15 protein-coding genes are annotated in these 13,134 nt (G+C 44.9%); all 15 read right to left on the reverse strand.

Annotated elements, in window-relative coordinates; translation table 11 throughout:
• Window positions 1-158: 158 nt before the first annotated feature.
• Window positions 159-1,556 (reverse strand): ATP-binding protein, encoded by a 1,398-nt coding sequence (locus MKY01_RS19885; protein ID WP_255319938.1) that lies wholly within the window; start codon window positions 1,554-1,556, stop codon window positions 159-161.
• A 55-nt stretch (window positions 1,557-1,611) separates the two neighbouring features.
• Entirely contained in the window at window positions 1,612-2,328 is a 717-nt protein-coding gene (locus MKY01_RS19890; protein ID WP_036607918.1) for a response regulator transcription factor, read from the reverse strand.
• Window positions 2,329-2,467: 139 nt separating this feature from the next.
• On the reverse strand, window positions 2,468-3,730 hold the full coding sequence (ccsA, locus tag MKY01_RS19895; RefSeq protein WP_339186697.1) for a cytochrome c biogenesis protein CcsA: 1,263 nt from the start codon (window positions 3,728-3,730) through the stop codon (window positions 2,468-2,470).
• On the reverse strand, window positions 3,727-5,400 hold the full coding sequence (locus tag MKY01_RS19900) for a cytochrome c biogenesis protein ResB (RefSeq protein ID WP_127550939.1): 1,674 nt from the start codon (window positions 5,398-5,400) through the stop codon (window positions 3,727-3,729). Before MKY01_RS19900 ends, ccsA begins: the two co-directional genes overlap by 4 nt.
• Before the next feature lie 14 nt (window positions 5,401-5,414).
• Window positions 5,415-5,942, reverse strand: coding sequence for a redoxin family protein (locus MKY01_RS19905; protein ID WP_017687661.1), 528 nt, complete (start codon window positions 5,940-5,942; stop codon window positions 5,415-5,417).
• Between the two features lie 134 nt (window positions 5,943-6,076).
• On the reverse strand, window positions 6,077-6,826 hold the full coding sequence (locus MKY01_RS19910) for a pseudouridine synthase (protein WP_339283260.1): 750 nt from the start codon (window positions 6,824-6,826) through the stop codon (window positions 6,077-6,079).
• A gap of 196 nt (window positions 6,827-7,022) precedes the next feature.
• Window positions 7,023-7,841 (reverse strand): serine protease, encoded by an 819-nt coding sequence (locus tag MKY01_RS19915; RefSeq protein ID WP_339283262.1) that lies wholly within the window; start codon window positions 7,839-7,841, stop codon window positions 7,023-7,025.
• Window positions 7,842-7,904: 63 nt separating this feature from the next.
• Window positions 7,905-8,438: a spore maturation protein gene (locus tag MKY01_RS19920; protein WP_017687658.1), complete on the reverse strand. Its 534-nt coding sequence runs from the start codon at window positions 8,436-8,438 to the stop codon at window positions 7,905-7,907.
• 6 nt (window positions 8,439-8,444) lie between these two features.
• A complete protein-coding gene (locus tag MKY01_RS19925; RefSeq protein WP_036607746.1) occupies window positions 8,445-9,071 on the reverse strand; it encodes a nucleoside recognition domain-containing protein in 627 nt (208 codons plus the stop codon).
• A 31-nt stretch (window positions 9,072-9,102) separates the two neighbouring features.
• The gene (locus MKY01_RS19930; RefSeq protein WP_339283264.1) at window positions 9,103-10,290 is read right to left on the reverse strand and encodes a D-alanyl-D-alanine carboxypeptidase family protein; all 1,188 of its coding nucleotides are present in this window, start codon (window positions 10,288-10,290) and stop codon (window positions 9,103-9,105) included.
• Between the two features lie 162 nt (window positions 10,291-10,452).
• Window positions 10,453-11,256: a sigma-70 family RNA polymerase sigma factor gene (locus MKY01_RS19935; RefSeq protein ID WP_076251194.1), complete on the reverse strand. Its 804-nt coding sequence runs from the start codon at window positions 11,254-11,256 to the stop codon at window positions 10,453-10,455.
• Window positions 11,257-11,322: 66 nt separating this feature from the next.
• Window positions 11,323-11,943: a lytic transglycosylase domain-containing protein gene (locus MKY01_RS19940; protein ID WP_339283266.1), complete on the reverse strand. Its 621-nt coding sequence runs from the start codon at window positions 11,941-11,943 to the stop codon at window positions 11,323-11,325.
• Window positions 11,944-12,006: 63 nt separating this feature from the next.
• Window positions 12,007-12,222 carry a hypothetical protein gene (locus tag MKY01_RS19945; protein ID WP_127550950.1) on the reverse strand — a complete coding sequence of 72 codons (216 nt, stop codon included), beginning with the start codon at window positions 12,220-12,222 and terminating at the stop codon, window positions 12,007-12,009.
• Window positions 12,219-12,593 carry a hypothetical protein gene (locus MKY01_RS19950; RefSeq protein ID WP_051449827.1) on the reverse strand — a complete coding sequence of 125 codons (375 nt, stop codon included), beginning with the start codon at window positions 12,591-12,593 and terminating at the stop codon, window positions 12,219-12,221. Before MKY01_RS19950 ends, MKY01_RS19945 begins: the two co-directional genes overlap by 4 nt.
• 78 nt (window positions 12,594-12,671) lie before the next feature.
• Complete coding sequence (locus MKY01_RS19955; protein ID WP_036672268.1) at window positions 12,672-13,058, reverse strand: hypothetical protein; 387 nt, start codon at window positions 13,056-13,058, stop codon at window positions 12,672-12,674.
• Window positions 13,059-13,134 lie beyond the last annotated feature (76 nt).

The raw sequence follows: 13,134 nt of genomic DNA on the forward strand, positions 1-13,134 counted from the left end.
AAGCTTATGTCACATAGGAAGGAAAATTATCTTGGACACTCTTTTTAGTCAAAAAAAGACCATTCATGTTCCACGTTGAACAAGATTAAACGGTAGTCTTCAACAAAAAAACACCCTCCTTAAGAGGGTGTTTCCGCACTTTTTGTATGAAATTCAGGCTATTTCGATGAATCCAAAGGAAATTGCAAAATAAACTCTGTTCCTTCGCCAAGCACACTATTGACGGTAATCATACCTTGATGCGCATCAACAATATTTTTCACAATCGCTAAACCAAGCCCCGTACCTACACTTTCTCCCCGAACACGAGCCTTGTCTGCTTTGTAGAATCGTTCAAAAATAAATGGCAAGTCGGATGAAGGGATACCTACTCCCTGATCCTTCACAGAAACTCTGACAAATGGAGCACGAAGATAAGTGACCCGCTCGGCTGAGATCATTACATTTTTGCCAGTAGGTGTATGTCTGAACGCATTATCCAGCAAATTCGTAAATACTTGCTCAAGTCGATCCTCATCTGCCTGTTGAAGTTCAATAGTTGGCTGTTCGAACTCAAAGTGCAGTTGAATTCCCTGTTCTTTTGAACGCACAGAGAACTTCCGATATACACGTTCAAGTAGTTCTCCGAGGTCAACTTCCTTCATCACCATGTCCGTGTGTCCAGCTTCCATCCGCGCAAGATCAAGCAAGTCTTTAACCAGTCTGCCCATCCGGAGAGACTCATCATGAATGACCTGGATCAGTTCTTCGCTCTCTTCCGGTGAGGTTGCCATGCCGTCCAAAAGGGCTTCACTGTAGCCTTGCATCATGGATAGCGGAGTTCGTATCTCATGAGATACGTTAGCCACGAAATCACGCCGCATTTTCTCCAGTCGCACTTCTTCTGTTACATCTCTTAAAACAGCCACAGCCCCTCTGACAACACTGTCAGCATACAACGGTGCCATCTGAACAGACCAGACACCTTGCTGTACGTGAACATTGGAGTTCTGGTCCCCGCCTTGCTCCATCACCATTTTGAACAAAGGAAGAAGGGGCTCAGGTACATCACGCGAAGTCTTGTCAGACTGCTCGGATTCTTGTCCTTCGTCCATTTTTGCCCAATCGAGATCATACCATGCCTGCATGATCTTCTCTCCTGGCGGATTCGTCAGAATAACTTTGCCTTCACCATCAAATGTAACCACCGCATCGGTCATGCTGCGAAGCACACTCGCCAAATGTTCCTTCTCATGGTTAAGGTTTCGAATATTATCTTCCAGTTGGGCAGCCATATGATTAAATGTGTTGGCAAGTTCACCAATCTCATCACTCGTTACCAGGGAGAGACGTGTTCCGTAGTTCCCTTTGCGAATCGCATTGGCTGCCTGAATCAATTGCTGCATGGGCTGCGTTATTTTAGTGAATAGAAACAATGCAAAAAACGTGGTTAAACTGAATCCGATAATACAGATATAGGTGAACAACCGCTTAATATCTCTGGATTCGGATTCTGCAAAGTTCGTATCAATGTAGGGCAGCAAAAAAAGACCCAGCGCTATAAGTACACAACCCACAAGGCAGATAATAGTGATCCATAACTTCCCGACCAGTGATCTCCAGAAACTAAAACTACTTCGGTACTTCCAGTTTATAACCCACACCCCACACCGTCGTAATCATGGCCGCCGATTCAGGCGATACCTTGTTAAGTTTCTCGCGAAGACGCTTCACGTGCGTATCCACGGTACGAAGATCGCCAAAGAATTCGTAATTCCATACATCTTTGAGCAATTCTTCTCTGGAGAAAACTTTGTCGGGAGATGTTGCCAGGTAGTGCAGCAATTCATATTCTTTTGGTGTAAGACTAATCTCTTCGCCACCAGCGGTTACCCGGTGGGCATCATGCTCAATAACCAGATGCGGGAACACGATGTTGTTACTCGAATTGCTCTCCTTGGAGAGATAAGCTGTCGCGGAAGCTCGACGCAAAATCGCTTTGACGCGATAAATCACTTCACGCGGGCTGAATGGTTTTACAACATAATCATCAGCGCCAACTTCGAAGCCTTGAACCCGGTTAATCTCTTCACCTTTTGCAGTGAGCATCAAAACCGGCGTTGATTTCACCTGACGAAGACGGGTACACACTTCAACTCCATCCATACCCGGCAACATCACATCAAGCAAAATCAGCCCGTAGTCCCCTGCTGTTGCTTTACGCAGTGCAGTTTCCCCATCCTCAGCTTCATCGATTTCATAACCTTCTTTTTCAAGATACATTTTCAAAAGCCTGCGGATTCTCTCTTCGTCATCCACGACCAGTATACGATTCTCATGTTCAGCCATGCCTCTCCAGCCCCTTTGCAATAACTCCTCATCACTTCTATTATGTTCGATCTGGCGAACAATATTTGAATACCCTTCAATAAAAAGGTACGTTTGTGTTTCCCGCTTCTAAACTCAACCTTTGCAATACGAATCTGTCCTAGTCAGCCCCAGCATAAGAATGTAATCCGGCAATGATCAGATTCACTCCAACCAGCGTAAACATGACCACCAGGAAGCCAAGAACTGCAAGCCATGCAGACTTCTGACCTTGCCAACCTCTGGATAAACGCAAATGCAGATACACACTATAATATAGCCATGTAATCAATGCCCACACCTCTTTGGGGTCCCAACCCCAAAAGCGACTCCAGGCAATCTGAGCCCAGATCATGGCAAAAATTAATGCTCCCAGCGTAAATATCGGAAAACCAATGGCAATCGCGCGATAACTTATCTCATCCAGATCATCGGCATCGATTCCATCCATCATTGGCTGTAACGCTTGTCCAAGTGGTCTGCGCACAAGAAGTCGTACAATTCCATACAGGATCAGACCTACAATAAGTGACCAAACTACCGTATTCAGCTTGCGCCCGGCATTTACCCCGTTCATCCAGGAAGGCGTCTCAAGTAAAGGTTTTTTCATGCCAAGAAACGGTGTCATGCTCTCCACTTCGCTATTATATGGTGCAAAAATCGGAGGCATGCGATAAATCACTTTCTCTATTGTACTATTTTCCTGTACCTCTGTGTCAATGCTGACCGTTTTCTGTACAAAAACCGCCTCGTAACCAGCTGTACGAAAGGCAAATACCGTTCCGATGAATCCGATGACTACAACGATCGTAACTAGGGTGAATTCAACCCATCCTCGTTGACGTCTTGAAGATTTGTCTTTACCACTGAAATCAACAGTACGGAGCAAATACATGAACCCTGCGGCAAAACCCACGGCGAAGAATGCTTCACCAAGCGCCGCCAACGTCACGTGAATTTTCAGCCAGATGGACTGAAGCGCCGGGATTAATGGCTGTACCTCCTGAGGAAATACAGCGGCATACGCCATAATAATAATGGTAAGTGGTAACGCAAACAAACCCAGTAATGACTTGCGGTATATGGCATATACAACAATAAATGCAACCATAATCATCATGGACAGAAAAGACATGAACTCATACATGTTACTAACCGGGATATGACCTGCCCCAGCCCATCGGGTTACAAAAAATACGATATGTGCCGCCAAGGCGACAGTCGAAGCGATAAAAGCTCTTTTACCCCAACGATTCATATGGTCCAGAGGATCACGATTACTCCATTTTTTGCCCATGACCGCGACAGCATATAACAAGAATGCAGCACAATAGAGAAAGAAAGATACGATAAATGCGTCGCTGCTGAAATCCAATAAACTCATGCCTGATTCCCCCCGTTATCCAACGACTTCTCTTCCACTTCCAGATTCATCTGTTTCAAGACGGCCGCAACTTCACGCCTGAAGCCAAACCAGTTTTTGTTGGTATGTCCACCCAATGTGAGCTGTTTATCATCAAAACGAATCCAGATGCGGCGATGATGCCAATAAAAACCCATGACCAGACCCAACATAACAATACCGGCTCCTACCCACACAAAAGGCATTGCCTTGTCCACTCTTATATTGAGATAACTTACGGACTGAATAATATCGACCTTGTCCATGCTGTCTACTTCCAGCTGTAAAGGAATCTCAGCTCCAATCAGCTGTTGGTTAATTGCATCCTGTTGAAACCGTTGTTTATCAATCTGCTTCGCAAAGTACAGATATTGTATCCCCTCTTCGGGCAGATCCGGTCCCTTGATGAGAAAGAGAAAAGCAGGTGCATTAGGTGAAGGTGATTTTGATTTGGGCTGACCATTCTCATCCAATCCAAAGTCCATAAACTTTTCTTTTACCGTGAGCTTATAAGGACCAGCTTCAAATGTTCTTTGGGTATCTACCATATCGATCTTAATTGGCCCATATACTTCACCCGTCTCTGTATTGACCAGATCAGGCGTTACGGAACGAATGGTCGGTGTTAGATCATAATCAAACTGATATGCTTTCAGACCGTTATAATTCAATGGATGATTCACGCGTACATCATGTCTGGCCACCTCAGCTAACTGAGGTTTCTTCGAGAGATCCGAACAATCTGCTGTACATTCATACAAAACAACTTTTGTTTCGAACAGTTTTGGAACGGTCTTATTCAGGTTACGGAATTGCTCGGGTACTTCGTCCTCACTGTAGAATTCAACATTAAACTGTTCATTTTGCAGATACATCGATGTATTCGGGATCTTTTTGATCTCACCTTCAGGAAAAGCGACGTGCTCGTCCAAATTCAGACCTGGAAGACCTCGTGCGAGCACCGCCAGCAAAAATATAATGAGTCCAATATGGATGACATATGGGCCCCATCGACTGAATCGTTGTTTCTCGGCGAGTAATGCATCCCCCTGGGTGTGCACGCGGTATCCTTTCTTTTTCAACGGCGTAACCGCTTTCTTAATCCAGTCTTCTGGTGCCTCTTCGATGGTACCTTGGTACACCAGACGCTGTCTTGTCAAAAATTGCGTATGCTTACGTATTCTCTGTTTATTGAGTGCTTTGTAGAGCGGTAGGACGCGATCCAGACTGCATATCACCAATGATGCCCCAATCAGCACCAGCAGTAGAATAAACCACCAGGATTCGTATGTATGGGATAAACCCAACAGATAATAGATATGACCCAACTGACCGTATGTTTCTTTGTAGTACACGGAGGGATCGATATTCAGAAATGTACTTTCTTGCGGATAGATCGTGCCAAGCATAGAACCTACAAGCGTAAAAACAATCATATAGACGGCAATTTTAACGGAAGAAAAAAAGTTCCATATGCGGTCAATGATATTAGGATTACTACGCTGTGAACGGCGCGCCATGCCATCATAACGCATTTCCAGCACTTCATCCGATTTAGCTTCAGACTCCAGCAACGGTTTCCCACATGCTTCACATAGTACAGTGCCTACCGGATTCTGGTGTCCGCACTCACATTTGGTATTTTGGAACACGAATAGACCTCCTGTCAGGGCTGCTTCGCCAGTTGCGAAATTTGAGCGTCAAGTGTGTCCAAATCAAGTTGCCCGATATGAATGGTAGAGATTTTGCCCGTGTCGGATACAAAAAATGTTGTTGGCATCGGAGAGATCCCGAAATCACGAACCGAGTTTTTCTCCCTGTCAAGCATGATTGGAAACGTAACCCCAACCTGCCGTACAAAATTATCCACGGTCATCTGGTCTTCTCCAACATTAATTCCGACAAATTGTACTCCCTGGTCCTTCCATTTGTCAGCTTGCGCCTGAAGTGCAGGCATTTCTTTAACACAAGGTTCACACCAGGTGCCCCAGAAATTGATCACCATTGCTTTTCCTTTGTACTCATCAGACGTATGAACTTGACCATCCAGGCCCAGCAGTTCAAAAGAAGGAGACTTGTCCCCTTCCTTTGGCTTGCCATTCGAGCCGGATACCGATGTGGTAATCGCATATCCGCCCAACACCAGGATCAATAACAAAATGACGATTTGCACCGTTCTTCTTGATTTCCCCATGTGCTGCTCCCCTTTTAAGTGACTGTAGCATTCGCATCTTATTGGTATAAGACAACTGTGAACATCCTATGAACAATTATAGCGAATTTCGTCACAAAACTGCGGCGGTTTTATGAAAATTATGTGTCCTCACATTACCTTTTTTTCATTTTTTTGGCTGGCTCTGATTGTGCGAGGGTAATCAGGTTGTTGACTTCCTCTTTGGTCAGATGACGTGTCAGACCACGTTTCAGGTTTTGTAGCAAAATACCACCAAACGAAATCCGTTTCAGGCGGGTTACTGGATGGTTGATTGCCTCGAACATACGTCTAACCTGACGGTTACGTCCTTCATAGATCGTAATGGAAATGATCGACTCATTGGCCGCTGTATCCACATCTTTGTACTCTACCTCTGCAGGAGCAGTCATGCCGTCATCCAGCATAATGCCTGTCTTTAATTTCTCCAGAGCTGTACCATGCGGCACACCTTTAACCGTTGCATGATACGTTTTGGGTACGTGATGCTTCGGATGCGTCAGCAAATGTGCAAACTCACCATCATTGGTAAGGATCAATAAGCCCTCTGTGTCATAATCCAGACGACCTACAGGATATACGCGTTCCTTGACACCTTTCAGGTAGTCGGATACAATTTTCCGACCTTCCGGGTCAGATGCACTTGTGATTACACCTTTTGGCTTGTTTAACATCAAGTACACTTTTTTCTCACTGCGGATCGGTTTTCCATTAACCGTAATCATATCCTCTTCGGGGTTCGCTTTTGTACCCAGTTCGGTTACGACCTCCCCGTTAACTTCTACTTTGCCGGACAGGATTAGTTCCTCGCTCTTGCGGCGGGATGCAATGCCTGCCTGTGCGATAATTTTTTGTAATCTTTCCATGTTTGTCATGTCACCTCACACTAATGATACCCATCACGCAAGGAAATCACAAGGATAATCCAAGGATTTTGTAAACTGGCGACACGAATATGCATTTTAGACTACCTTCCCCTGGAGATCGCCGCAAAAAAAAGCCTACCTTTACACGACCTGTTGAACACAGATGGTGTAAAGATAAGCCTTTTCCTCAAATCATTTAATTGGAAACTTTGCCGGTAACTGCAACCTGTTTTTTGGCAGGTTTGGTACTCTCTTTAATGAAAGTCTGCAATGTTTTGGAAGTAATATAATAGGTACGTCCACCGTATACAAATGTCATCATACCAATGACCCGGTTGTTCTGATCCAGAACAGGGCCACCTGAATTACCTTGTGCCATGGATTTCACAATACTGCCGATTCCCTTTTTACCTGGAACGTCCAAAGCTTGGGAACTAAACACTCTGCTTTTGGCTATCGTATTGAAGGTTGAAGGAAAATCTTCATCCAGGATGACAAGATCACCAGCAGGATTTTTGGGGAATCCAATCGTATAAACAACCTGGTTATCCCTTGCATTTGCAAACGTGACCGGTTGGGCGTCTATTTCCTTGTCCAGCTTCAGCAGTGCCATATCTGTCACCGGGTCTGTCTTAATAATTTTTGCCTTTACAGGCTTACCCAAGGAACCCGGACTTGCAACAGTCAGTGTACCTTCATCACCATCAGACAGTTCAGCAAAACTCTGAACGACATGATAATTCGTGAGCACTTCATCCTTTGAGATCAATATTGAGGTACCAACATCATAATATACCATATCGGGTTCATCCTGCTTAACCAAACGTACATTCACGACTGGAAAAGAATCCGCTGTGACTGCCATTTGTGCACGCAGCTGTTTATCGAAGTAACCTGTAAAATGTATCGTCTGAACGGCTTGAGCTGCCGCCAGCCCCGTTGACCCTGCGAGCATTGCAATAGCAAGCACGCCTGACATTCCGACACGGAGCATTCGTTTCCAACTCTTCTGCATGTCTCACTCTCCTCCGCTATTATTCTAGCATATCTAATATATCGGAAGGAAAGGAGATATCTTTTAACCAAAAACGAGCAAACAAATGGCGAGGGCAGCAATAAAACCAACGACATCGGAAAACAACCCTACTTTGAGTGCATATCGACCGTTCCGTATGCCTACAGCCCCAAAATAAACAGTCAGCACATATAACGTGGTGTCTGTACTCCCCTGAATCGTAGATGCCATACGTCCAATCATGGAGTCAGGGCCATGGGTTTTGATCAGATCGGTTGTAAACGCCAGAGAGCCTGTCCCCGTTAAAGGACGCAGTATTCCGAGTGGTAACACTTCGCCCGGAACACCCATCCAGGACACCAGCGGAGCAAACAGACTAATCACAAAATCCAGTGCACCCGAGGCACGAAATACGCTGATTGCGACCATCATGCCCACGAGATGTGGAATAATACTGATTGCAGTGGAGAAACCATCCTTGGCCCCATCAACAAAGGATTCGTAAACCGGGACCTTTTTGGTAAACGCATATAATGGAACAAACGCGATAATAACCGGGATGGCCCAGACGGAAATCCAGTTGATGAAGGTTAACAAAGGTGCTCATCCTTTCATGCCGGGATTGCCACTTTTCTGTATGCGCGGCGGTTTGTGTAAAGCCCTGTTTCGATACCAGCGATCGGCGATTATAGCAGCAAGTGTAGCGATAATGGTAGCCATCAATGTTGTTCCCACAATCTCTGTTGCATTGGCGGAATGATAGTTTAAGCGGATGGCGATCAGCGTTGTCGGAATAATGGTAATGCTAGCCGTATTCAGAGCCAGTAAGGTGCACATCGCAGGAGAAGCGGTTTGTTTGTCCGGATTAAGCTCCTGCAGCTGTTGCATGGCTTTGATTCCCATCGGTGTAGCCGCATTTCCTAGTCCCAGCAAATTGGCACTCATATTGGAGAGAATATAACCCATCGCCGGATGATTTTTGGGCACATCGGGGAACAGGAAGCCCACAACCGGACCGAGCAGCTTGGCAATCCGAGCCAGGAGACCCGCATCTTCAGCCATTTTCATCATGCCCATCCAGAACACAAGCACACTAATCAGTCCAAAACAGACCGTGACTCCCGTTGCCGCCCCATCAAAAGCGGCTTGCGTGACCACTTCGATATTGCCGTTGACGGCTGCAAAAACAAATCCGATTAAAATCATGAGCAGCCAAATTAGATTAATCATGGATTATATCCTCCCTTCAATGGCGATTTAGCTAAGGAGACAACAGGTGGCTTAACACGGCACGCCATGCAGTTGCCCAGGAAGAGACATCACCGATTCCACCCAGCGTTGCATCTTCTGTCTTCGGTTCAGGAGGAATATAACTGCCTTTGCGATACACGGGAATTGAGCCCACAAGTTTGCCGTCAAGTTGCATATCAATGCGACCTGCCAATCCAAACGAAGGATCTGTCGATTGTTCCTTGCCATCCGTTTCCGATTGGGCGCGACTTTCGTGTAGTATCAACTTCTTGGTCAATGAGCCTTCTTCACTTTTAGCCAGTGGGTACCAGAATCCCCGGCCCGTAACGACATCTGTATTTTGCACAGGCTGTTCTTGCTTGGCGACCTCTACTAACGGGAAGTACTCAAAACCGAAATCTAGCATCCGAGCATGATCGTTCCAATCGTTTCCGTCGTTCAGCGTTACTGCGGCGAGCTGCTGTCCGTTACGTGTAGCGGAACTGACCAAACATCTGAAAGCTTTTTTTGTGTAGCCGGTTTTCACTCCATCCGCACCTTCATACATCCGCAACATTTTATTTTTATTGTGCCAAGAGTATTCCCAGCTTTCATTGGGGTTCGGTGCGGATTTGTCCTCCGTGGCTACGATGCGTTTGAACACCGGATTGTGCAATGCATATGCCGTTAATCGTGCCAAGTCGTTAGCTGTTGAATAGTGACCTTCTGCATCCAGTCCATGAGGGTTCATAAAATGAGAATGCGTCAGACCGATTTGCTCCGCCTTTTTGTTCATTAACAGGACAAAGCCTTCTTCCGATCCACCGACATGTTCTGCGATCGCAGAGGCCGCGTCATTGCCTGAACGGAGCATGAGCCCGTACAACATGTTTTCAAGCGTCATCTCTTCACCTAACTTGAGATAGAGAGAAGATCCTTCTTTGGCAAAAGCCGTGGGAGACACTTTCACTTTATCATCCAGCTTGCTGTGTTCGATCGCTACGATCGCTGTCATGATTTTGGTCAAGCTGGCAATTCGCAGTTCTTTATCCCCGTCCTTGCTGTATAAGATCCTGCCTGATGTAACATCAATGAGAGCAGCGCTTTGCGCATGTGTAGACGGACCTTGAATCGTTGCCTGGGCTTGAGTAACCCCTAATGAAGACAACAAGAAGACAGGGATAAGCATGCATGCAATGACTTTCGTTATTTTTCGCATCAATTCATTCCTCCGGGTCACTTGGAATCTTGTACTATCTTATGTTCGGACAACTTGGAGTATGTCCCATAGGGCAAAAACAGCAAAAATCCCTCACGCTTGGATGCGGGAGGGACGTTATGTATGAGACATTATATAAGATATGAAGTGCTTAGACGACAATCAAGCCTGATCCTTTTTATCCAGCATTTTAGCTACTTTTCGCATAATTCTAGAGACTCTCATCTGGCTAATGTCTTCCATATCTGCGGTCTGGGTTTGATTAAACCCTTCAACACGATGCTTCAGTACAGTCACTTCTTTCTCACTAAGCTTGCGCTTGACCGAATCAATAACCGCATCAACGTATAACTTGTCCAGAATATCTTCTTCAATATTCTCCCCGCTATAGATGGTATCCATCAACGTCACGGATTGAGTTTGTTGATCATCAGCACCTACAGGCTCATCCAGGTATTTCACACCTTTACCCACTTGAAGTGCTTTATTGATCTTCTCTTCTTCCTCATCAAGCAACAATGCGATTTCATGTGCTGGTGGGAGGTAGCCCATATCGTGCTCAAGTCGATTGATTCGGTTAATTAATTCCGTAGCTGTGCGAGTTGGACGAATAATGCTTGCACTATCTCTCAGAAAACATCTGATTTCTCTGACAATCGCAGTAACACTAAACGAACTGAATTTTACGCCACGCCCCGTATCAAATGCTTTAACCGCTTTGATGAATCCCAGACGGCCCAGTTGAAGAATATCATCCTTCTCCACACAATGATTCTTAATAATCATTTCAGGTTTTCCAATATACTTATGAACAGAATGCCAAATCAAGTTCTCATTGACCAAAATACAATCCCCGAGGAAATGCTCATCGAGCTTACAACGTTCAATATTTTCTACGTCATCCATTGTGTAGTGCTTCTTATCTACCTGCAAATTCGTGCTAATATGTTCTGGAAATTTTCCCATTTGGATCTCCCTATGTAAAATTGATAAACGGTCTTATAGTATTCAAATTCTATTGTTAAATGATGTTTATTGACCTTTTTCGATTATTTGAAGCATCTTGTTATGATGTTCCTTCACTTGATTGTAGTACCAGGGGCGAGCCTTTCCCTTATTTACATTGCCCTCCCCCTGATTGTACGCAATGGTTGCCGTACGAATATTCCCGTCGTACTTATCCATAAGATATTCCAAGTATATAATGCTTGTTCTGATATTCGTTTCAGGCTGATGTAGCTCCTGTTTACTCACTCCAAACGATTTCGCTGTGCTTGGAAGAATCTGAAGTAAACCAATCGCTCCATGGGATGATTCACTTTCCTCTAACATCCGGCTCTCTTGCCACATCATAGCCAGAATCCAGACGGAATCGATATCCGTATCCTTCGAATATTGAACTACCCAGCTCACATACTTCAGCAGCTTTGCCCGGCTCACTGTTTTCTCATGTTGGAGTTCTATATACTGTTCAAGCATATCCGTCATTTGTATGTGCGCAGGAGCAACCGATGCATCTTTAACTTGTTTTCCCTGCTTTTCTTGCTTCATTGGTTTTACTGGCTGTACCTGCTCTGCTTCCGTTGCTTGGTATTGTGAAACTAACACCACCACGGCAACAACAATACCTATTACTCTTTCTAAAGTGAGCAACAGATTCGCCCACCTCCTTACCGAAAGCCTCTATATTATAGAAGGAATAATCTCATACCTAAGTTAGGATTGGTCTTGTTCACTTGGCTGATATACAATGATTGCGGCATATTCCAACGTGTTACTGGATGGATCAACGGTGGAGGTAAACTCCAGTCCGGTAACGAACGTGTGTGGCTTGGATAACATCCATGCGTTGATTAATTCTTCCACACCTGCAGTGCTAGCGGACACAAACGTTTTTACAGCTAAATCCGAGGCGTAGTTTAACACCTTCATTGCTCTTCACCAGATGAGTCTTGTTCCTCTTCCTTTTTCTCTTCAATGAGTTGATTAAACTCCTCTTCGGTCAGTTCATGAATCTCCAATTCGTAAGCACTTGTCAGAATGTACCCCATACCATCCGTTAAATGAACGTTATAAAATGTTTGTAGTTCTTCATGAAAGGTACCCTCTTCGTAGTTGAATCCAATAACGGCTTTTTCGTAACCAGCTACACGACCAGCAAACCATACGTTGGCTTTCGTTGTTGCGCCGGTTGGCGTCTGGATTTCATGCATATTGGTCGGCGCGTGGATATACTTTCCAATCATACTGGCTACGATTTCTTCCGTTAATTTATCATCTTTTGCTTTGATCATATGTGTCATTGAATTATTCCTCCATTAGTTAAAGTCTCGCGAATATTCTTGCCCTTACATTCTCTATACGTGTTATCGGAGCGGCAGTTAAATTGGAGCCGCAGATGAAGGATTGGTTCCGCTGCTTAGGACCATATAGTTCGTCCGCATATGGTGTACAGCCACGTCCAGATCAGCCACTCGTTTGGAGACAAAATCTTCGATGACAGGCTCCAATGGCCTGAAACCTACCGCCAAGATCGGTTTTTTATGTATATAAGCATGATGCATGATCACAATATCAGTAGAGGTCAAATGATCCATTTCCAGATTAACCAAGACAGCATCAGCCTGTACCACTACTTTCTCAATGATCAAGGCATACTCCCTGTTGCTTAAATCAGAAGCTGTCGAAGAATCATGACTTGCCCAAGCGATATCCGAATACCCCTCTAGACGTTCCACAGAAAATCCTAAAACCACCACACTAAGCATCCTTGTTCCGCCTTTCTTTCTGTACTAATCTCTCTATACGACATAAAAAAGCACCCAGTTAAGGGTGCTCTCTCTG

It is taken from the genome of Paenibacillus sp. FSL R5-0486 (assembly GCF_037975155.1).
GTDB lineage: Bacteria > Bacillota > Bacilli > Paenibacillales > Paenibacillaceae > Paenibacillus > Paenibacillus amylolyticus.